Annotated in this window: 18 protein-coding genes and 2 rRNA genes; 8 read left to right on the top strand and 12 right to left on the bottom strand. The window is 69.8% G+C overall.

What is annotated here, in order from left to right; translation table 11 throughout:
• Positions 1-216 precede the first annotated feature (216 nt).
• Positions 217-3,335 (top strand): 23S ribosomal RNA (locus QPK52_RS14325).
• A gap of 73 nt (positions 3,336-3,408) precedes the next feature.
• Positions 3,409-3,525, top strand: a 5S ribosomal RNA gene (gene rrf / locus QPK52_RS14330).
• Between the two features lie 133 nt (positions 3,526-3,658).
• Here rrf and QPK52_RS14335 read toward each other — a convergent pair.
• The 7 genes from QPK52_RS14335 to QPK52_RS14365 form a co-directional block, all read right to left on the bottom strand.
• On the bottom strand, positions 3,659-4,090 hold the full coding sequence (locus tag QPK52_RS14335) for a protein-tyrosine phosphatase family protein (RefSeq protein ID WP_410537870.1): 432 nt from the start codon (positions 4,088-4,090) through the stop codon (positions 3,659-3,661).
• A complete protein-coding gene (locus tag QPK52_RS14340; protein ID WP_410537871.1) occupies positions 4,087-5,631 on the bottom strand; it encodes a type VI secretion protein in 1,545 nt (514 codons plus the stop codon). Before QPK52_RS14340 ends, QPK52_RS14335 begins: the two co-directional genes overlap by 4 nt.
• A gap of 2 nt (positions 5,632-5,633) precedes the next feature.
• Complete coding sequence (locus tag QPK52_RS14345; protein ID WP_410537872.1) at positions 5,634-7,064, bottom strand: ATP-binding protein; 1,431 nt, start codon at positions 7,062-7,064, stop codon at positions 5,634-5,636.
• A 15-nt stretch (positions 7,065-7,079) separates the two neighbouring features.
• Complete coding sequence (locus QPK52_RS14350) at positions 7,080-8,630, bottom strand: SCO6880 family protein (RefSeq protein WP_410537873.1); 1,551 nt, start codon at positions 8,628-8,630, stop codon at positions 7,080-7,082.
• Positions 8,627-9,919, bottom strand: coding sequence for a hypothetical protein (locus QPK52_RS14355; protein ID WP_410537874.1), 1,293 nt, complete (start codon positions 9,917-9,919; stop codon positions 8,627-8,629). Before QPK52_RS14355 ends, QPK52_RS14350 begins: the two co-directional genes overlap by 4 nt.
• On the bottom strand, positions 9,909-10,700 hold the full coding sequence (locus QPK52_RS14360) for a hypothetical protein (RefSeq protein WP_410537875.1): 792 nt from the start codon (positions 10,698-10,700) through the stop codon (positions 9,909-9,911). Before QPK52_RS14360 ends, QPK52_RS14355 begins: the two co-directional genes overlap by 11 nt.
• Positions 10,701-11,267: 567 nt before the next feature.
• Positions 11,268-11,576, bottom strand: a complete 309-nt coding sequence (locus tag QPK52_RS14365) for a hypothetical protein (protein WP_093658653.1) — start codon at positions 11,574-11,576, stop codon at positions 11,268-11,270.
• Positions 11,577-11,733: 157 nt separating this feature from the next.
• Here QPK52_RS14365 and QPK52_RS14370 point away from each other — a divergent pair, with 157 nt between their 5' ends.
• Positions 11,734-12,660, top strand: a complete 927-nt coding sequence (locus QPK52_RS14370; protein ID WP_410540334.1) for an NlpC/P60 family protein — start codon at positions 11,734-11,736, stop codon at positions 12,658-12,660.
• Positions 12,661-12,866: 206 nt separating this feature from the next.
• Positions 12,867-13,547 (top strand): phosphatase PAP2 family protein, encoded by a 681-nt coding sequence (locus QPK52_RS14375; RefSeq protein WP_410537876.1) that lies wholly within the window; start codon positions 12,867-12,869, stop codon positions 13,545-13,547.
• 109 nt (positions 13,548-13,656) lie between these two features.
• Here QPK52_RS14375 and QPK52_RS14380 read toward each other — a convergent pair whose 3' ends face one another.
• On the bottom strand, positions 13,657-13,839 hold the full coding sequence (locus tag QPK52_RS14380) for a hypothetical protein (RefSeq protein ID WP_410537877.1): 183 nt from the start codon (positions 13,837-13,839) through the stop codon (positions 13,657-13,659).
• An 87-nt stretch (positions 13,840-13,926) separates the two neighbouring features.
• Between QPK52_RS14380 and QPK52_RS14385 the strand changes: the two genes are divergently transcribed.
• The gene (locus QPK52_RS14385) at positions 13,927-14,790 is read left to right on the top strand and encodes a hypothetical protein (RefSeq protein ID WP_410537878.1); all 864 of its coding nucleotides are present in this window, start codon (positions 13,927-13,929) and stop codon (positions 14,788-14,790) included.
• A 126-nt stretch (positions 14,791-14,916) separates the two neighbouring features.
• Positions 14,917-15,105, top strand: a complete 189-nt coding sequence (locus QPK52_RS14390) for a hypothetical protein (RefSeq protein ID WP_093658661.1) — start codon at positions 14,917-14,919, stop codon at positions 15,103-15,105.
• A 97-nt stretch (positions 15,106-15,202) separates the two neighbouring features.
• On the opposite strand, the gene QPK52_RS14395 is transcribed toward QPK52_RS14390, so the two are convergent.
• Positions 15,203-15,523: a metal-sensitive transcriptional regulator gene (locus QPK52_RS14395; protein WP_093658663.1), complete on the bottom strand. Its 321-nt coding sequence runs from the start codon at positions 15,521-15,523 to the stop codon at positions 15,203-15,205.
• A gap of 204 nt (positions 15,524-15,727) precedes the next feature.
• Here QPK52_RS14395 and QPK52_RS14400 point away from each other — a divergent pair, with 204 nt between their 5' ends.
• A complete protein-coding gene (locus QPK52_RS14400; protein ID WP_410537879.1) occupies positions 15,728-16,348 on the top strand; it encodes a DUF47 domain-containing protein in 621 nt (206 codons plus the stop codon).
• A gap of 5 nt (positions 16,349-16,353) precedes the next feature.
• Positions 16,354-17,349 carry an anion permease gene (locus QPK52_RS14405; protein ID WP_410537880.1) on the top strand — a complete coding sequence of 332 codons (996 nt, stop codon included), beginning with the start codon at positions 16,354-16,356 and terminating at the stop codon, positions 17,347-17,349.
• Positions 17,350-17,482: 133 nt separating this feature from the next.
• Here QPK52_RS14405 and pstB read toward each other — a convergent pair whose 3' ends face one another.
• Genes pstB through pstC form a run of 3 tightly spaced genes read right to left on the bottom strand, consistent with a single transcriptional unit; the run spans position 17,483 to position 20,363 of the window.
• Positions 17,483-18,259 carry a phosphate ABC transporter ATP-binding protein PstB gene (pstB, locus tag QPK52_RS14410; protein WP_410537881.1) on the bottom strand — a complete coding sequence of 259 codons (777 nt, stop codon included), beginning with the start codon at positions 18,257-18,259 and terminating at the stop codon, positions 17,483-17,485.
• Between the two features lie 32 nt (positions 18,260-18,291).
• Positions 18,292-19,368, bottom strand: a complete 1,077-nt coding sequence (gene pstA / locus QPK52_RS14415) for a phosphate ABC transporter permease PstA (protein ID WP_410537882.1) — start codon at positions 19,366-19,368, stop codon at positions 18,292-18,294.
• On the bottom strand, positions 19,368-20,363 hold the full coding sequence (gene pstC / locus QPK52_RS14420) for a phosphate ABC transporter permease subunit PstC (RefSeq protein ID WP_410537883.1): 996 nt from the start codon (positions 20,361-20,363) through the stop codon (positions 19,368-19,370). Before pstC ends, pstA begins: the two co-directional genes overlap by 1 nt.
• Between the last annotated feature and the right edge of the window lie 7 nt (positions 20,364-20,370).

A 20,370-nucleotide genomic window follows, 5' to 3' on the forward strand; every position in this document is an offset into this window, starting at 1 on the left:
CGGCCGGGTCCTTCGGGGTCCGCTCTCAGTACTGCCCCTGGTGGGTGTGGAACGGATGCGGGGCCGGGAGCCGGTCGGGCGCGCTGTTGGGTGTCTGAGGGCACGGCCGCACCGGCCGGGTCTTCGGTGCCGGCCCCGGTGTACTCCACCGTCTGGTGGGGGTGGCGGGTGGCTGGTCGTTGTTTGAGAACTGCACAGTGGACGCGAGCATCTATAGGCCAAGTTTTTAAGGGCGCACGGTGGATGCCTTGGCACCAGGAACCGATGAAGGACGTGGGAGGCCGCGATAGGCCCCGGGGAGCTGTCAACCGAGCTGTGATCCGGGGGTGTCCGAATGGGGAAACCCGGCAGTCGTCATGGGCTGTCACCCGCTGCTGAACACATAGGCAGTGTGGAGGGAACGCGGGGAAGTGAAACATCTCAGTACCCGCAGGAAGAGAAAACAACCGTGATTCCGGGAGTAGTGGCGAGCGAAACCGGATGAGGCCAAACCGGTCACGTGTGAGACCCGGCAGGGGTTGCGTGGTCGGGGTTGTGGGAGTTCTCTGCAGTCGTCTGCCGGCGGCTGGACGAGTCAGAAACCGTAGGGATAGGCGAAGGGCATGCGAAAGGCCCGGCGTAGAGGGTAAGACCCCCGTAGCCGAAATTCCTGCGGCTCGTTTGAGGACCACCCAAGTAGCACGGGGCCCGAGAAATCCCGTGTGAATCTGGCGGGACCACCCGTTAAGCCTAAATATTCCCTGGTGACCGATAGCGGAGAGTACCGTGAGGGAATGGTGAAAAGTACCGCGGGAGCGGAGTGAAATAGTACCTGAAACCGTGTGCCTACAAGCCGTGGGAGCGTCGCACGCCGGCTTGCCGGTGTGTCGTGACTGCGTGCCTTTTGAAGAATGAGCCTGCGAGTTTGCGGTATGTTGCGAGGTTAACCCGTGTGGGGAAGCCGTAGCGAAAGCGAGTCCGAACAGGGCGACTGAGTAGCGTGCCCAAGACCCGAAGCGGAGTGATCTAGCCATGGGCAGGGTGAAGCGGCTGTAAGAGGTCGTGGAGGCCCGAACCCACCAGGGTTGAAAACCTGGGGGATGACCTGTGGTTAGGGGTGAAAGGCCAATCAAACTCCGTGATAGCTGGTTCTCCCCGAAATGCATTTAGGTGCAGCGTCGCGTGTTGCTTGCCGGAGGTAGAGCACTGGATAGGCGATGGGCCCTACCGGGTTACTGACCTTAGCCAAACTCCGAATGCCGGTAAGTGTGAGCGCGGCAGTGAGACTGTGGGGGATAAGCTCCATGGTCGAGAGGGAAACAGCCCAGAGCATCGACTAAGGCCCCCAAGCGTGTGCTAAGTGGGAAAGGATGTGGAGTCGCAGAGACAACCAGGAGGTTGGCTTAGAAGCAGCCATCCTTGAAAGAGTGCGTAATAGCTCACTGGTCAAGTGATTCTGCGCCGACAATGTAGCGGGGCTCAAGCACACCGCCGACGTCGTGTCACTCACACAGGAAGGCCCAACGGCCGTGTGGGTGGGTAGGGGAGCGTCGTGTGCCGGGTGAAGCCGCGCCGGAAGGCAGTGGTGGACGGTTCACGAGTGAGAATGCAGGCATGAGTAGCGATACAGGAGTGGGAAACTCCTGCGCCGATTGACCAAGGGTTCCTGGGTCAAGCTGATCTGCCCAGGGTAAGTCGGGGCCTAAGGCGAGGCCGACAGGCGTAGTCGATGGATAACCGGTTGATATTCCGGTACCCGCTGTGGAGCGCAAGGGCCGAGCCCGGTGATGCTAAGTCCGTGAAGCCGCCCGCATCCTTCGGGGTGCGGTGCTGGTGGAGCCGACGGCCCGATCCGGTAGTAGGTGAGTGATGGGGTGACGCAGGAAGGTAGTCCAGCCCGGGCGGTGGTTGTCCCGGGGTAAGGGTGTAGGGCGCCAGGTAGGTAAATCCGTCTGGCACGAGAGCCTGAGACCTGATGCCGAGCCGATGTGGTGAAGTGGATGATCCTATGCTGTCGAGAAAAGCCTCTAGCGAGTTGCACGGCGGCCCGTACCCTAAACCGACTCAGGTGGTCTGGTAGAGAATACCGAGGCGTTCGGGTGAACTATGGTTAAGGAACTCGGCAAAATGCCCCCGTAACTTCGGGAGAAGGGGGGCCACGCCTGGTGATCCGTCTTGCACGGTGAGCTGGGGGTGGCCGCAGAGACCAGCGAGAAGCGACTGTTTACTAAAAACACAGGTCCGTGCGAAGCCGTAAGGCGAGGTATACGGACTGACGCCTGCCCGGTGCTGGAACGTTAAGGGGACCGGTTAGTGGTGCTTCGGCGCCGCGAAGCTGAGAACTTAAGCGCCAGTAAACGGCGGTGGTAACTATAACCATCCTAAGGTAGCGAAATTCCTTGTCGGGTAAGTTCCGACCTGCACGAATGGCGTAACGACTTCTCGACTGTCTCAACCATAGGCCCGGTGAAATTGCACTACGAGTAAAGATGCTCGTTTCGCGCAGCAGGACGGAAAGACCCCGGGACCTTTACTACAGCTTGATATTGGTGTTCGGTTCGGCTTGTGTAGGATAGGTGGGAGCCGGTGAAGCATGCACGCCAGTGTGTGTGGAGGCGTTGTTGAAATACCACTCTGGTCGTGCTGGATGTCTAACCCGGGTCCGTGATCCGGATCGGGGACAGTGTCTGGTGGGTAGTTTAACTGGGGCGGTTGCCTCCCAAAGGGTAACGGAGGCGCCCAAAGGTTCCCTCAGCCTGGTTGGTCATCAGGTGGTGAGTGTAAGTGCACAAGGGAGCTTGACTGTGAGACTGACGGGTCGAGCAGGGACGAAAGTCGGGACTAGTGATCCGGCGGTGGCTGGTGGAAGCGCCGTCGCTCAACGGATAAAAGGTACCCCGGGGATAACAGGCTGATCTTCCCCAAGAGTCCATATCGACGGGATGGTTTGGCACCTCGATGTCGGCTCGTCGCATCCTGGGGCTGGAGTCGGTCCCAAGGGTTGGGCTGTTCGCCCATTAAAGCGGTACGCGAGCTGGGTTTAGAACGTCGTGAGACAGTTCGGTCCCTATCCGCTGTGCGCGTAGGAGTCTTGAGAAGGGCTGTCCCTAGTACGAGAGGACCGGGACGGACGAACCTCTGGTGTGCCAGTTGTTCTGCCAAGGGCATGGCTGGTTGGCTACGTTCGGGAGGGATAACCGCTGAAAGCATCTAAGCGGGAAGCCTGCTTCGAGATGAGGACTCCCACCCCTTGAAGGGGGTAAGGCTCCCGGGAGACGACCGGGTTGATAGGCCAGAGATGGAAGCCGGGTGACCGGTGGAGTTGACTGGTACTAATAGGCCGAGGGCTTGTCCGTAGATGTTCGCGTCCACTGTGTGGGTTCTGAGACCACGACCCGTCTGGCCGGCGGTGCGTGTGTGTCATGGTGTTTCGGTGGTCACAGCGTGAGGGAAACGCCCGGTTACATTCCGAACCCGGAAGCTAAGCCTTTCAGCGCCGATGGTACTGCATGGGGGACCGTGTGGGAGAGTAGGACGCCGCCGAACGATTGTTCAGCCTCGGTCTTCGAGTTTCGACTCGGAGACCGAGGCTTTTTCACGTTGTGGCCGGTTCTATGCCGAGGGGAATTCGACTTTCGGTGTGGCGCCGCGGCCCCGTGACGCCGTGACGGTGTCGGCGTCAGGCCGGGAAGCGGCGGACGAAGCGGCGTTGCCAGGGCGTTTCGACGGCACGCGGGGAGTAGTGCTTCCTGACATGGGCTATGGCCTCGTCACCCGGTAGTCCGTCCAGTGCGGCGAGGCAGGCCAGCGCCGTGCCGGTACGGCCGTATCCGCCTCCGCAGGCGATCTCGACGCGTTCGGTTTCCGCGCGTTCCCACGCCTCGTTCAGGGCCGCGGCCGCCGCCGTCCGGTCCGGCGGCAGGCGGAAGTCCGGCCAGCGGACCCAGCGGTAGTCCCAGGGGACGGTGGGCGGTTCCTTGCCCAGGAGGTACAGCGCGAAGGCGGGGGTAGGCCCCTCGGGGAGCGGGCGGCGCAGCCCGCGGCCGCGGACGAGCCGGCCGGACGGCAGCCGAAGCACACCTGCCGCGGCGGGACCCCAGGTCGTGGTCACGGTGTGGGTCTGGGCGCCGGTGGCCCGGTTTCGCCGAGCTGCGGCCACCAGACGCGTGCCTGGGCCTCCGAACGCAGCAGCGCCAGGGTCGGCATGCCCATCGGCTCGCCGTTCACCAGCAGGTCGGGAAGCTGGGGGATGGGAGCGACGGCCGCGACGTTGTGGAGTATCAGGGAGAGTGGTGGGTCGAGCCGACCGGCGGATGACCCTGCGGCCATGCGGCGGCCGTGCTCGACCACGCTCGCGGTGAGAGCCGTGAGGAGCGGCATCGTGCCGGGGGCGCGGCGCGGGTCCTCGACGGTTTCGCCCACGACATAGAGCGTTCCCCATTCGGCCGCAAAGGATTCCAGCGCGGCCGAATCCGTGCGGGGCGCCGTACACGCGTTGCGGACGTGGAGCTGGGAGAGGCAGGCGAGGGCGCTCCGGACGATGTGGAGGGCGGCGTCCCGGCGCTCGGGGTGGGCGATCAGGGTCGCCTCCAGCTCGCCCGCCGCACCGGACGCCGCCTTGGGGTGCGTGCGCAGGATCCGGACGGCCTCGGAGGAGGAGCCCGCCGCGGCGTTGGCCCAGCGGTGGACCTGGCGGAACGGCTCGCCGGCCACGGCGGCGGCGTGGAGCCAGCAGCCCAGGAGCGTCTCGGCGGCGTCGTGGGCGGCCGCGTCCGCGCGTGCGGGGCTGCGCACGGGGGCGAGCAGGGCCGCGGCCCGTGCGGCGGCGGTACGGCGGTCGTCGCAGCCGTGGTGGGGCGACCAGCGCAGCCGTACGGGGGCGTCGGTGAGCTGTGCCGGGTCGTAGACGTGGACGGGGCCGAGCTTGGCGCGGGCTCCGGCGGTCTCCGCCCACAGGGCGGGGTCGGCGGTCACGACGAGTGCGGCTCCGGGTGCGGCGCGCAGGGCGTCGGCCGCCCGGTGGGTGTGGAGAGCGCCGTACTCGGCGCCCGCGGGCGGGCCGGAGAACGCCTCGGGGACGGGATGGGCGCGTACGGCGGCGGGGGCCTGTACGGGCTCCTGCGGGGGTGTGAGGGCCGTCGCCTCGGGCGGTGCGGCTCCGTGGTCCTCGGTCCCTCCGTGGGCAGGGAGGGGTGCCGCGGCCGTTTCGTGGGGCGCGGGCGGGGCGCCCTTGTGCGGAGCCGCCTGCCGGGCAGCCCGCCGGGCCGCGCGCAGGGCACGCCGGCGGGCCACGGCGCCGGCGGTGAGGAATCCCAGGACCGTCAGGACCATCGCCTGGCCGATGAGGATTCCCCAGAACAGGCCCGGCCCCGGCAGGGTCTCGGCCTGTGCCCCGGGCCAGGCGGCGGCCAGGTCGCCCGGCTCGGAGACGAGTGAGCGCATGGCCGCCGGGGTGCGGACGAAGGCGACGCCCCGCGGCCACGCTCCGTGGGCGAGGAGGCCGGCCAGTCCGGCGGCCGTCCAGCACAGGGTGGTGACGCCCAGCAGGAAGCCGATGAGGCCGAGCAGCAGCCCGTCGGGGATGCCTCTCTCCGGCGGGGCGCCCGTACCGCCGCCCTGTGCCCCGCGTGCTCCGCCGTGGCTCCGCGCCACCGTCAGGCCACCGTCTCGTCGGCGCGTGCGAGCCGCTCCATCGCGGCCGCCCGGGACTCGGTCTCGGCGTCGAGGTCGTCGGCCAGGGTGTCCTGCAGGGGCGAGCGGGTCGAGGAGCCGTCCGCGGAGGATTCGGTCATGGCGCGGTCGGTGAAGACCAGTGGGCGCTCGGCCTCGGTGACCAGGTGCTTGACGACCTGGACGTTGCCGTTGACGTCCCAGACGGCGATGCCGGGGGTGAGCGTGGGGATGATCTCCACGGCCCAGCGCGGCAGTCCCAGCACTTTTCCGGTGGCTCGCGCCTCGTCGGCCTTCTGGGCGTAGATGGTGCGGGTGGAGGCCATCTTGAGGATGGCGGCCGCCTCCCTGGCCGCCGCTCCGTCGACGACGTCCGACAGGTGGTGGACGACCGCGACGAACGACAGGCCCAGGCGCCGGCCGAACTTCAGCAGGCGCTGGAAGAGCTGGGCGACGAAGGGGCTGTTGATGATGTGCCACGCCTCCTCGACCAGGAAGATCCGCTTCTTGCGGTCGGGGCGGATCCAGGTGTGCTCCAGCCAGACGCCGACGATGGCCATCAGGATCGGCATGGCGATGGAGTTGCGGTCGATGTGGGAGAGGTCGAAGACGATCAGGGGAGCGTCGAGGTCGATGCCCACCGTCGTCGGGCCGTCGAACATGCCGCGCAGGTCGCCGTCGACCAGGCGGTCCAGTACGAGGGCCACGTCCAGGCCCCAGGCGCGGACGTCCTCCAGTGCGACGTTCATCGCCTCGGCCGACTCCGGCTCCGGGTGGCGCAGTTGCTCGACTATGTCGGTGAGGACGGGCTGGCGTCCGGTGACGGTCTCGTTGACGTAGGAGTGCGCGACCTTCAGCGCGAAGCCGGCGCGCTCGTCGAGGCCGTGGCCCATGGCGACCTCGATGATGGTGCGCAGCAGGGCGAGCTGGCCGGTGGTGGTGATGGACGGGTCCAGCGGGTTGAGGCGGATGCCCTGGTCGAGCGCGGCCATCGGGTCCAGGCGGATGGGGGTGACGCCCATCTGCTCGGCGATCAGGTTCCACTCGCCGACGCCGTCCTCGCCCTGGGCGTCCAGGACGACGACCTGGCGGTCGCGGAAGCGCAGCTGGCGCAGGATGTAGGTCTTCTCCAGTGCCGACTTGCCGTTGCCGGACTCGCCCAGCACCAGCCAGTGGGGGGCGGGGAGTTGCTGGCCGTAGAGCTGGAAGGGGTCATAGATGTAGCCCTTGCCGCTGTAGACCTCGCGGCCGATGATCACCCCGGAGTCGCCCAGTCCGGGGGCGGCGGTGGGCAGGTAGACGGCCTGGGCCTGGCCCGTGGAGGTGCGCACGGGCAGGCGGGTGGTCTCGGTCTTGCCGAAGACGAAGCTGGTGAAGGCGTCGGTGACGGCGGTCAGCGGATCGAACGCGGCCATGGTGGTTGCGCCTCCTCAGCGGCGGATGCCGGTCGCGAACGGCAGGGTGTTCACGAACGCACGGTGATGCTCCCGGTCGCACCACTCCAGCTTCAAGTAGCTCTTTCCGGCCGATGCCCGGATCGTGCGCTTGTCACGTGCCAGGGCGTCGGGGTTGCGGGACGAGACGGTGATGTAGCCGACGAGGTTGACGCCCGCGGCGCCGGAGGCGAGGTCCTCGCCGCGCTGGTCGACGCGGCTGTGGGCGGCCACGTCGCGCGGGTCGACGGTGCGGTTCATCTTGGCGGCGCGGCTGGCCTCGGCGGCGTCGTTGGTCTTCTCCGTCAGCATGCGCTCGATGGCGATCTCGGTCGGCTCCAGGTCCATGCAGACGGCGACGGTGCGGATCACGTCGGGGGTGTGGACCAGCAGCGGGGCGAGGAAGTTGACGCCCACGGGCGTCATCGGCCACTCCTTGACCCAGGCGGTGGCGTGGCACCAGGGGGCGCGGGTGGCGGACTCGCGGGTCTTGGCCTGGAGGTAGGTGGGCTCGGAGGCGTCCAGTTCGGCGGGCCAGGCGTTGCGGCGGCTCATGGCCTGGATGTGGTCGATGGGGTGGTCCGGGTCGTACATGGAGTGGATCAGGGACGCCATGCGGGACTGGCCCAGCGGCTGCCGCACCCGGATGTCGGCCTCGGTGAGGCGGGCGCAGATGTCGGTGAGCTCCCGGGCCATGACGATGGCCAGGCCCTCGTCACGGGTGAGGCGGCGGCCGGTGGAGGCGCGGGTGGCCTTGGCGATCGCGGCGGCCTCGGCGGCCAGGTCGCGGGTGTAGTGCATACAGGCCACCAGATAGGCCCGGTGCTGCTCGCTGGAGGTGGAGACCATCGACAGCAGCTGCTCGTAGGAGTCGCGCAGCCAGGGCGCGGCCCGCTCGTCGCCGCGCTGCGCGACGTCCTTGGCGTGGGCGTCGGGGTCGGCGGGAAGGGTGCGGGCGAGCATCTGGAGGCGGGTGACGAAGCCGTCGCCGTTGGCCACGTGCTTGAGGAGGGTGCCGAAGCGGTCGACGAGGGCCTCCTGGTCCTCGCTGTCGCGCAGGCCCACGCCCGGTCCCTCGATCTCGATGGCGGCGGTGACGGTGCGGCGGTCGGCGTGGAGCAGTACGGCGATCTCGTCGGGCCCGAAGGGAGCGGACAGCCAGTTGACCCGGCCGACGCCGGGGGGTGCGGGGATGTCCACCTCGGTGCCGTCCAGCCGGGTGCCGGCCTCGGTGGCGGTGGAGCGGTAGGTGGTGCCGCGGCGCAGCAGGCGCCGGTAACTGCGGTTGATCTCGAACCACTTGTAGTACGTCCGGCCGTTGTAGGGGACGTACACCGCGGCCAGGGCGATCAGCGGGAAGCCGACCAGCAGGGCGATGCGCAGCGACAGGACGGGGACCAGGAGCCCGCTCATCATGCCGAGGAAGGCGCCCGCGATGATCAGCGCGATCTCGCCCGTCTCCCGGTTCCTGCCGACGATGGCGTTGGGACGGGCGCGCCCGATCATGTACGTGCGGCGCGGAGCGACGGTGTGGGACGGGGTCGTCATCCGCGATCACCTCCGGTGCGATTGCTGGTGGTGCCGCCGCCGCTGCCCGTGCGGGGCGGGGGCGGCGCGGTGGGCCGGGAGGTCTGGGCGCCGCGCGAGGCGTGGGCGGCCACCCCTCCGGAGACCGGGTTGGCGGGCCGGGCGGCGGCGCCGGACTGCCCGCCGCCGCTGCCGCCCTCGGCGCCGCCGCGGGCGCTGTGGGTGGTGATGCCCTGGCGGAGCATGGCTGCGGGCGAGGAGACGACGGCTGCGGCCGTACGGGAGGCGGGGTCGGCGCTGGCGTTGCGCTGGCGGACGATCTCGTCGCCGAAGCCGGGGACGAAGCGGTAGATCATGGCGCTGGCGAAGATGGCGAGCAGGATGATCGCCAGGCCGGAGACGATCGCGGAGAAGGCGTTCGGGCCCTCGTCGGAGGCGAGCGCCCCGGCGAGGCCGAGGACGATGACGATGACCGGCTTGACGAGGATCACCGCGATCATGATGCCCGCCCAGCGGCGTACATGGCCCCACAGGTTCTTGTCGACGAGCCCGGCGTAGACGACCGTGCCCAGCAGGGCGCCGACGTACAGCAGGGCGGCGCGGATGACGAGTTCGAGCCAGAGGACGCCGGCGGCGAGGACGGAGACGAGGGAGACGACGATCAGCATGATGGGACCGCCGCCGATGTCGTCGCCCTTCTTGAGGGCCTCGGAGAAGGAGCCGAAGAACTTGTCGGTGTCGGATCCGGTGCCCGCGGCGATCACGTCGGTGACGGCGTCGGTCGCGGTGACCAGGGTGTAGAGGATCAGGGGGGTGAAGGCGGAGGCGAGGACCGTCAGCCACAGGAAGCCGATGGCCTCGGTGAGCGCCTCGGTGAGGGGGATGCCGCGGACGGCGCGCTTGGCGACGGCCAGCAGCCACAGCACGAGGGTGAGGATCGTCGAGGCGGCGAAGACGACGGCGTACTGGCGCAGGAACGCGGGGTTGGTGAAGTCGACGGTGGCGGTGGAGGCGACGGCCTCGGAGAGCTTGTCGACGATCCAGGCGGCGGCCTCGGCGCAGCCCTGGGCGAGGGAGGCGAGGGGGTCGAGGGTGGACAGGGGGTCGGTGCCGGAGCCGCCGGCGCCGTCGGGATCGCCTGTGTCGCAAAGGTCCCTGGCGGGGCTGCGGAGTTCCTCGCAGGCGTCCTGGCTCGGGGGTGTCGGCTCGTCGGCTGCCGCGCGGGCGGCCAGCCAGAACCCCGCGGCCTGCAGGCCCGCCAGGATCCCGGCGAGCGGCAGGGCGCGGCGGCCGGCTCGGTCAACGGGCATAGGTGAACCCTCCGTACTCCTCGACGGCCTTGCTGATGTCCTCGGCTGTGGAGGCCCGGATGTCGCCCGGTACGGGGGCGGGGCCGTCCTCCTGGGAGTCCTGCGCGATCCTCCAGTCGGATCCGGCCCACCGCAGCTGGAAGGTCCAGGTCTTCCAGGTGGTGGTCACGGGCATGGTCGACTCCTCGCCGGCCATGCCGATCAGGCCCGTGTACCAGACCTCGACGGTGGCGCCGTCGTCCTCGTACTCCGTCACCTTGGTGCCGACGGGGACGGTGCGTGAGACGAAGGTCATGCCGTCGGGGGCCTCGCCCTCCGGGGTGAGACCCAGGCGCTCGAAGAGGGCCTTCGAATAGGCCCTGTCCTGCGCCTCCTTGACGCGTGCGGCGGCTTCGGGGGTGTAGAGGGTGTCGACGAGCATGTGCCGGTGCTCGGTCTCGAACATGCCCGTACCGCCCAGTGCCACCGCGTAGTTGGCCGCGGCGCTCTGCGCGCCCTGTTCGGTGCGGGGGAAGCCCGAGGGCACGCCGTTCGACTGCCCGGTGACGGGACGTTCGCCGGTGGGGGCGGTGGGCCGGGCGTCCTCGCGCGCCTCCCCGCCGCCGCCACCGGACGTGGCGTCGCCGCCGCCCCTGTTGGCGAAGGCGATGGCCGCGATCAGCAGGACGACGACGCCCACCACCGTCACCATGCTGCGGCCCACCCGGACGGGCTGCCGTCTGGGCTCGTCGTACGCGTCGACGACGTCGTCCCCGTACCCGCCATCGCCGCCGATGCTCATCGTGCGCGTGCCCTCTCGGTCGCCCGGGCGCCGCCCGGTTGTCGTCGTGCCCTGTCCATGACGTTAACTCCGCCGCGGCGGTTGTGGGACCGGTGTGTGCAGGATCGCTTCCGCACCGTGAGCAGTGGATCTCCGGACTCGGCCCGGTGGCGCCGCCTCGCGCCCTCCGGTCGCGTTCGGGCGGGGGAGGAGGGGAACCGGCCGGGGTGGGGGCGGATCCTGGGCTGGTGCATCGCTGCGGTGCTCTTTTTCCTGGTGGGGGGAGCGGCCGGGCGGCGGCGGCCTCTCGGGTGCGGCGGGGCCGGCGCCGGCGGGGGCGCCGTCTGCCTCCGTCTGCCGCCGGTGCGCTGCCCGTGGGCGGGTACGTCCGGTCCCGCGGGGCCGTTCCGCCCGCCGTCGCGGGGTGACGGTTCTCACGGGGCGTCAGGCGTCCGCCGGCCGGGGCGCGCACCGCCGGCCGGCGGCGTACGGGACGGTCCGGGCCTCTCGCCGGGCACGCGGGCGCACCCGGGAGCCGGGCACCGGGAGGTGGAGGTCGGAGGGGGACGGGAGGCGGGGGCGGTGCGGCTACACGGCCATGCCGTAGACGATCGTGAAGAGCGTGCCGAGGGACCCGATGATGAAGACCCCGGTCAGGCCCGCCACGATCAGGCCCTTGCCCTGCTCCGCGCTGAAGGTGTCGCGCAGCGCCGTGGCGCCGATGCGCTGCTTGGCCGCGCCCCAGATGGCGATGCCGAGGCAGAGGAGGATGGCGACGGCCATGACGACCTCGATCATCACACGGGCCTCGTTGCCCAGGGATCCGAACGGGCCCCAGTCGGGGGCGATTCCGCCGATGATGGTGGTGATGTCGCCCTTTTCGGCTGCCAGAAACATGCTGTGTTCACCGCCCCGGTGAGGGTTGTCGAAAGTTGCGCTTCACTTGGATTCTGACACGGTTGCGGCCGAATCGGCAGTGAACTCCTTTCGGATGGGGGAGGGTTGAGGGGTGCGGAAGGCGTGGGTGGCGATCGGGACCGGTATCGGGCTCGTCATGTGCCTGATGGCGTTGCTCGTGGTGGGCACGTACAGCGCCGCGTCGAACCTGTTCGGCGGGCGGGGCGGCACGGTCGCGCTGGCGAAGAACTCGGTGCCGGCGGCGTACCGGCCCCTGGTGCAGAAGTGGGGCAACTACTGCCCGGCGCTCAACCCGGCGCTGCTGGCCGCCCAGCTCTTCCAGGAGAGCGGCTGGAACCCGAAGGCGCAGAGCCCCGCCGCGGCGCAGGGCATCGCCCAGTTCATCCCGGGCACCTGGGCGGTCCACGGCGTCGACGGCGACGGTGACGGCGACCGCGACGTGTGGGACCCGGCGGACGCGATCCCGTCGGCGGCGAAGTACGACTGCACGCTGGCGGAGGACGTCCGGGGGGTGCCCGGCGACCCGACGGACAACATGCTGGCCGCCTACAACGCGGGTCCGTACGCGGTGTTGAAGTACGGCGGTGTGCCGCCGTACCGCGAGACGCAGAACTACGTGAAGGTCATCCGGAAGCTGGAGCAGAGCTTCGCGGCGCCCGCCGGGCGCCTGTCTCCGACGCGGCAGGCCGCCGGGGCGATCGACTTCGCGCAGAAGAGGCTGGGGACGCCGTACCTGTGGGGCGGGGACGGCACGCCGGAGGACGGCGGGCGGTTCGACTGCTCGGGCCTGACGAAGGCGGCGTACGCGAGCGTGGGCATCGAGCTGCCGCGTGTCGCCAACGACCAGTGGAACGCCGGCCCGCACCCGGAGCGGAACGAGCTGCTACCGGGTGATCTGGTCTTCTTCGCGCACGATCTGAACGATTCGCGGTCGATCCACCACGTGGGGATCTACGTGGGCGGTGGCTATATGATCGACGCGCCGTACACGGGCGCGGAGATCCGTTTCGATCCCATCGACTCCCCCGACTACTTCGGGGCGACGAGGCCCACGGCGTCGTGAACCCCGGGGCGGCCGGTGCCCCGGTGACACGGTGTGCGGCCGCGGCCTCCGGGCCGCGGGTGCGGGTGCGGGTCACCCTCCGATAACGTCCGGGTGATCGTTCGGTGGAGGTCGGAACGTACGGCCGGGGCAGGGCGTTTCCTTGTCCGGAACGGGCATTCCGCTACCACGGGGGTCGGCAGCGAAGAGTGAAGGGCAGCATCGCGATGGCTGAATGGGACAACCCCGACGTCGAGCTGCTCCACGACATCAACGGATTGGCCAGGGAAGCCCCCGGCTGGGCCGACCACCTCATGGAGTACGTCGGCGAGTACGGCACGATCGCGGCGCTGGGGCTGCTGGGCCTGTGGGCCTGGTGGACGGCGCGGCGCCGCCCGGACGCGGTCTCGGCGGTGGCCGGGCTGGTCTGGGCGGCGCTGGCGGCCGGGGTGGCGGTGCTGGTGAACGTACCGATCCGGGAGTTCGTGGAGCGGCCCAGACCCTTTCTGACCCATGACGGGCTGGAGGTGCTGGTGGACGGGAAGGAGGACTTCTCGTTCGTCAGCGATCACGCGACGCTGGCGATGGCGCTGGCCGTGGGGATCTTCATGGTCAACCGGCGGCTGGGGCTGGTCGGCATCCTGGTGGCGGTGTTCGCGGGTTTCTGCCGCGTCTACATGGGGGTGCACTACCCCACCGACGTGATCGGCGGCCTGGCGCTGGGCACGGCCGTGACGCTGCTGCTGGCACCGGTGGCGCTGGCGCTGCTGACTCCGCTGCTGCGCGCGATGGCGGCCTCGCCGCGGATCGGCCGGCTGGTGAGCGCGTCGCCGGAACCGCGACCGGAGCCGGGGGCCGGGGAGCCGGACGCGGAGCGGCGGCCGTACGACCGGGACCTGGTCGCCTGAGGGCGCTCGGGACGCTCGAGGAGATCCACGGCCGCCGGGGCGCACGCCCCGGCGGCCGTTCGCCGTCTTCGGGGCCGCCTGTCCGGCGGCCTCGCGTCTCCCGGCGGCCTCACGCCTCCTGGTGGGCCGCGGCGTCCGCGCGGGCGCGTCCGCGGGCCCGCCGGGCGGGGCCGCGCCACCCGCAACTGCAGGCGGCGCTGCAGAACGGGCCCTTCTCCACGGTCGAGATCAGATGCTCCTGCGGTGGTGCCTGCCGCTGGGGCGGCACCACCTGGCTGCTGTCCTGCTGCACACGGCCACGGTACCGGCCGTGACGGGGGCCCGGAGCCGTCGTTAGTCGGAACGGGTTCCGATACGCGTGCTTGGGGGTCGTCAGACGATGGTGGTGCAGCGGGGGCGGAAGGGCAGGGCCGCGGCGGTCGGTGCGATCTGCGCCGGGACGGTGCTGGCGGCGCTGGCGGCCGCGGGCTGCTCCGGGCGGGGAACCGCCGCCGCCGCCGACGTGAGCGCCGCCGAGGCGCGGGCCGCCGTCCGGGGGGCGGCCGACGCGCTGGCCGGGGCGGGCACCTCCCGGACGCGTACGGCGGTGGAGATGACCAACGGGGGCACCCGGGTGACCATCCGGGGCACGGGCGTCTTCGACTACGGCAGACGTACGGGGCGGTTGAGGGTGGTGCTGCCGGGGGAGGCCACCGGCGAGAGCGAGCGCCGCCGGGTCGTGGAGCTGGTCACACCGGGCGCGCTGTACATGAGGAACCGGGGCGCGGGCGTGCCCGACGGCAAGTGGGTGCGCGTGGACACGGCGACCCTCCCGGACGGGAACCTGGTCACGGGAGGCGCCACGGACCCGATCAGCGCCGCCGAACTGCTGCGCGGCGCGCGGTCGGTGTCGTTCCACGGGGAGGAGCGGCTGCACGGGGAGACGGTGCGCCACTACCGGGGCACCGTGGACCTCGCGGCGGCGGCCGAGGCGGCGGAGCCGCGCTCACGCGGGCAGTTGGCCGCGGCGGCGAAGGGGCTCTCGAACCGGACGGTGGCCTTCGACGCGTACGTGGATGAGCGCGGGCGGCTGCGGAAGGTCCGCCACCGCTTCTCCTTCCCGCGGGCGGCGGGCGACCCGGGGAGGCGGGGGGAGGAGGCCGCGGTGGTCTCCACCACGTCGCTGTACGGCTTCGGCGTGCCGGTGGAGGTCGAACTGCCGCGGCCGGAGGACATCTACACCGGGAGGATCGCCGCACCGTAGGTGGTGCGCCGGCGCGTAGCCGGGAGCGGTGGCGCGAAATGGCCCGGACGTGCCATGCGCGGGGGCGCGCTTCTTCCTACTCTTGAGTTCGGGTGCGTCGCAGGGGAGGCGGAGGAGGTGGTGCGTGTGTCCGGCGAGAACAGGGGTCCGCTGACCGAGGACCACGTGGCCCTCGACGAGATCGAGCTCTACGGGGAGTTGATGATCGCGGCGTCGGCCGCGGTCGAGGACCGGCTCAGCCCCGCCCGCATCGACGAGGTGCTGCGGGTCGGGCGGGACCACGAGCGCAAGGGCCGCGGCCGCCCGCGGCCCTGACCGTGATCCGGCGGCCGCCCACCGGCCGCCGGCGTCCGGATCCGGGAAGGAGCGGACAGGGCGGTACGGGGTCGGACAGGGCGGTACGGAACGGGCGTCAGGTGCGCAGCAGCCGGGCGATGGCGGCCGTGGCCTCCTCCACCTTGGCGTCGATCTCCTCGCCGCCCTCGGTGGCCGCCTGGGCCACGCAGTGGCGCAGGTGCTCCTCCAGCAGTTGGAGGGCGAAGGACTGCAGGGCCTTGGTGGACGCCGAGACCTGGGTGAGTATGTCGATGCAGTAGATGTCCTCCTCGACCATGCGCTGCAGGCCGCGGATCTGGCCCTCGATGCGCCGCAGCCGTTTGAGGTGGGCGTCCTTCTCCTTGGCGTAGCCGTGCGGGCCGTGGGCGGTCTCTGGACGGGCGTCGGTGGTCGTCATACGGTCCTCCCGTGGTCGCCGTGAGGATCAATACCCCCACTGGGTATATGGTACCGAATGTTCCGTTCTGTGGTGATGAGAGGCTGGATCCCCGGGTACGGAGCGTGTGGTCCGATGGGTGACACTGATGGACGCCGGTTCCACGTGGCCGGATGATGCGCCTAGCATCATGAGACCGACAACGATGCACCTCGAGGAATCCCAGTGCGCTTTCGTCTGACCCCCAGGGAGACGAGCTTCTATGACATGTTCGCCGCTTCCGCGGACAACATCGTCACGGGTTCGAAACTCCTGATGGAACTGCTCGGGGCGGAGACCTCGGCCCGGGCCGAGATCTCGGAGCGCATGCGTGCTGCCGAGCACGCCGGTGACGACGCCACCCACGCGATCTTCCACCAGCTGAACTCCTCGTTCATCACGCCGTTCGACCGCGAGGACATCTACCGGCTCGCGTCGTCGCTCGACGACATCATGGACTTCATGGAGGAGGCCGTCGACCTCGTCGTCCTCTACCAGATCGAGGAGCTGCCCAAGGGGGTCGAGCAGCAGATCGAGGTCCTGGCCCGGGCGGCCGAGCTGACCGCCGAGGCGATGCCGAACCTGCGGACGATGGCCAACCTCACCGAGTACTGGATCGAGGTCAACAGGCTGGAGAACCAGGCCGACCAGATCCACCGCAGGCTGCTGGCCCACCTGTTCAACGGCAAGTACGACGCGATCGAGGTGCTCAAGCTCAAGCAGATCGTGGATGTCCTGGAGGAGGCGGCCGACGCCTTCGAGCACGTGGCGAACACGGTGGAGACCATCGCCGTCAAGGAGTCCTGAACCACGTGGACACCTTCGCGCTCGTACTGACCGTCGGGGTCGCGCTCTTCTTCACCTACACCAACGGCTTCCACGACTCGGCGAACGCCATCGCCACCTCCGTCTCCACCCGTGCGCTCACCCCCCGGGCCGCGCTGCTGATGGCGGCGGTGATGAACCTGGCGGGCGCCTTCCTGGGCAGCGGCGTCGCCAAGACCGTCAGCGAGGGGCTGATCGAGACGCCGGACGGCCGGAGCGGGATGGCGATCCTGTTCGCGGCGCTGGTCGGGGCGATCACCTGGAACATGATCACCTGGTACTTCGGCCTGCCGTCCTCCTCCTCGCACGCCCTGTTCGGCGGCATGGTGGGCGCGGCGCTGGCGGGCGGCATCGCGGTGTACTGGTCCGGGGTGTTCTCGAAGATCGTCATCCCGATGTTCGTCTCGCCGCTGGTCGGCCTGCTGCTCGGCTACCTGGTGATGGTGGTCATCCTGTGGCTGTTCCGCAGGGCCAACCCGCAGCGCGCCAAGCGCGGCTTCCGCATGGCCCAGACGGTCTCGGCGGCGGGCATGGCGCTCGGCCACGGCCTGCAGGACGCGCAGAAGACGATGGGCATCGTGGTGATGGCCCTGGTGATCGCGGACGTCCAGGACCACGGCCAGATCCCGATCTGGGTCAAGGTCTCCTGCGCGCTGATGCTGTCGCTGGGCACGTACGCCGGAGGCTGGCGGATCATGCGGACGCTGGGGCGCCGGATCATCGAACTGGACCCGCCCCAGGGCTTCGCCGCCGAGACGACGGCGGCGTCGGTGATGTACACCGCCTCGTTCATGTTCCACGCCCCGATCTCCACCACCCATGTGATCACCTCCGCGATCATGGGCGTGGGCGCCACCAAGCGGGTCAGCGCGGTGCGCTGGGGCGTCGCGAAGAACATCGTGCTCGGCTGGTTCATCACGATGCCGGCCGCCGCGCTGGTGGCCGCGGTGAGTTACTGGGCGGTGAAGATGGTCGCCGGCTGAGGCCGTGTCCGCCGTCCGCGGGCCCGGAACATGGGACGCCCGCCCCCCGGGAGCCGGGGGGCGGGCGTTTCGTCTTGCGGTGGCACCGCCATGCAGCACCGCAGACGGCCGGGGCGGGCCGGGGCCGGCCGGATCAGCCGAAGCGGCCCGAGATGTAGTCCTCGGTGGCCTGGACCGAGGGGTTGGAGAAGATGCGCTCGGTGTCGTCGATCTCGATCAGCTTGCCGGGCTGGCCGACCGCCGCCAGGTTGAAGAACGCGGTGCGGTCCGAGACACGCGCGGCCTGCTGCATGTTGTGGGTCACGATGACGATCGTGAAGCGCTCCTTCAGCTCGCAGATCAGGTCCTCGATGGCGAGGGTGGAGATCGGGTCGAGCGCGGAGCACGGCTCGTCCATCAGCAGCACCTGCGGCTCGACCGCGATGGCGCGGGCGATGCACAGCCGCTGCTGCTGGCCGCCGGAGAGGCCGGAGCCGGGCTTGTTCAGGCGGTCCTTGACCTCGTTCCAGAGGTTGGCGCCCTTGAGGGACTTCTCGACGACGTCGTCGAGCTGCGACTTCTTGTAGGAGCCGTTGAGCCGGAGGCCCGCCGCCACGTTGTCGTAGATCGACATGGTGGGGAACGGGTTCGGGCGCTGGAAGACCATGCCGATGGTGCGGCGGACGGAGACCGGGTCGACGCCGCCGGCGTACAGGTCCTCGTTGTCGAGCATCACCTTGCCCTCGACGCGTCCGCCGGGGGTGACCTCGTGCATGCGGTTGAGGGTGCGCAGGAAGGTGGACTTGCCGCAGCCGGACGGGCCGATGAAGGCGGTCACGGAGCGGGGCTCGACGGACATCGAGATGTCCTCGATCGCCTTGTGGGAGCCGTAGTACGCGGTGAGGCCGCTGACGTCGATGCGCTTGGCCATGGGAATCACTTCTCTTCTGCTCGTGCGGCCGGTCAGCGGCCGGTCTTCGGGGCCTTCCAGCGGGCTATGCCGCGGGCCACCAGGTTCAGGATCATCACGAAGGCGATCAGCACGAGGGCCGCCGCCCAGGCTCGGTCGTAGGAGGCCTCGTTGCCGTTGGCCCACTGCTCGTAGACGTAGTACGGCAGGGAGGACTGGGCGCCCTCGAAGGGATTGTTGTTGATCGACTGGGCGCCGAACACCAGCAGCAGGATCGGCGCGGTCTCACCGGCGATACGGGCGACGGCGAGCATGACGCCCGTGGTGATGCCGCCGATCGCGGTGGGCAGCACGACCTTGAGGATGGTGCGCCACTTGGGCACGCCCAGCGCCAGGGACGCCTCGCGCAGCTCGTTCGGGACGAGCTTGAGCATCTCCTCGGTGGAGCGCACGACGATCGGCATCATCAGGATCGCCAGCGCCATGGCGCCGGCGAAGCCGGAGTAGCCGAAGTCGAGGATGATGATCCAGAAGGACAGGACGAACAGGCCGGCGACGATCGAGGGGATGCCGGTCATGACGTCGACGAAGAAGGTGACGGCCGTGGCGAGTCTGCCGCGCCCGTACTCGACCAGGTAGATCGCGGTCAGCAGGCCGATCGGCGCGGCGATCAGGGTGGCGATGCCGACCTGCTCGACGGTGCCGATGATCGCGTGGTAGATGCCGCCGCCGGGCTGGAGGGTGATCACGCCGCTCATGGAGTGGGTGAGGAAGTACCCGTCCAGCACCTTGGTGCCGCGTGCGATCGTCTCCCAGATCAGGGAGGCCAGCGGGAGGACGGCGACCAGGAAGCTGACCCAGATCAGACTGGTGGCCAGCCGGTCCTTGGCCTGGCGGCGGCCCTCGACGGCCGTGGTGAGGGCGTAGGTGGCCACGACGTAGACGATCGCGGCGATCAGGCCCCACTGGATGCGGCTGGCCAGGCCGAACGCCAGGCCGGCCCCGGCGCCGGCGCCCGCGGAGAGCAGGGCGAGGCCGACGGGGGCCCAGCGCGGCAGGCGGGGCTGCTTGAGGGTGCCGCCGGGGGGCGGCACGGCGACCGGGGGCTTCTCCATGACTGCGTTGCTCATCAGGCGTTCGCCCCCGAGTACTCCTTGCGGCGGGCGATGATCAGCCGGGCCGCACCGTTCACCAGAAGGGTGATGACGAACAGGACGAGGCCGGACGCGATCAGGGCGTCACGGCCGATGTCGCCGGCCTCCTTGAAGCCCGCGGCGATGTTCTGGGCGAAGGTGCCGCCGCCGGGGTTGAGGAGGCTGACGTTGATCAGGAAGTTGGGGGAGAGGACGGTGGCGACCGCCATCGTCTCGCCCAGCGCACGGCCCAGGCCGAGCATCGAGGCGCTGATCACACCGGAGCGGCCGAAGGGCAGGACGGCCATCCTGATGACCTCCCACCGGGTGGCGCCGAGCGCGAGCGCGGCCTCCTCCTGCATCTTCGGGGACTGCTTGAAGACCTCGCGGCTGACGTTGGTGACGATCGGCAGGATCATGATCGCCAGCAGGATGCCGACGGTGAACAGCGAGCGCGGGGCGCCGCCGTCGTAGGAGAGGACGCCCGTCCAGCCGAGGAACTGGTCGAACCACTCGTACAGGCCGGTCAGGTGCGGCACCAGGAACAGGGCGCCCCACAGGCCGTAGATGATGCTGGGGACGGCGGCGAGCAGGTCCACCACGTACGCCAGCGGGGTGGCGACCCGGCGCGGCGCGTAGTGCGAGATGAACAGGGCGATGCCGACGGCCACGGGGACGGCGAGGACCATCGCGATGATCGAGCTGACGATCGTGCCGTAGGCCAGGACCGCGATGCCGAAGACCGGCGGGTCGGCGTTGGCGCTCCACTCGAAGGTGGTGAGGAAGTTGCCCTCGTTCTCGGCGAGGGCGACCAGGGTGCGCCAGGTGAGGAAGACCGCGATGGCGGCCATGATCACCAGCAGCGCGATGCCGGAGCCCCGGGAGAGGCCGAGGAAGATCCGGTCGCCCGGGCGGGTGGCGGAGTCCTTGCCGGAGGGGCCCTTCGGTGGTGGGTTCTGCGGGGCGGCGGAGGCGGTGGGTGCTATGTCCATGGTTTCT

It is taken from the genome of Streptomyces sp. KL2, assembly GCF_046529545.1.
Lineage (GTDB): Bacteria > Actinomycetota > Actinomycetes > Streptomycetales > Streptomycetaceae > Streptomyces > Streptomyces radiopugnans.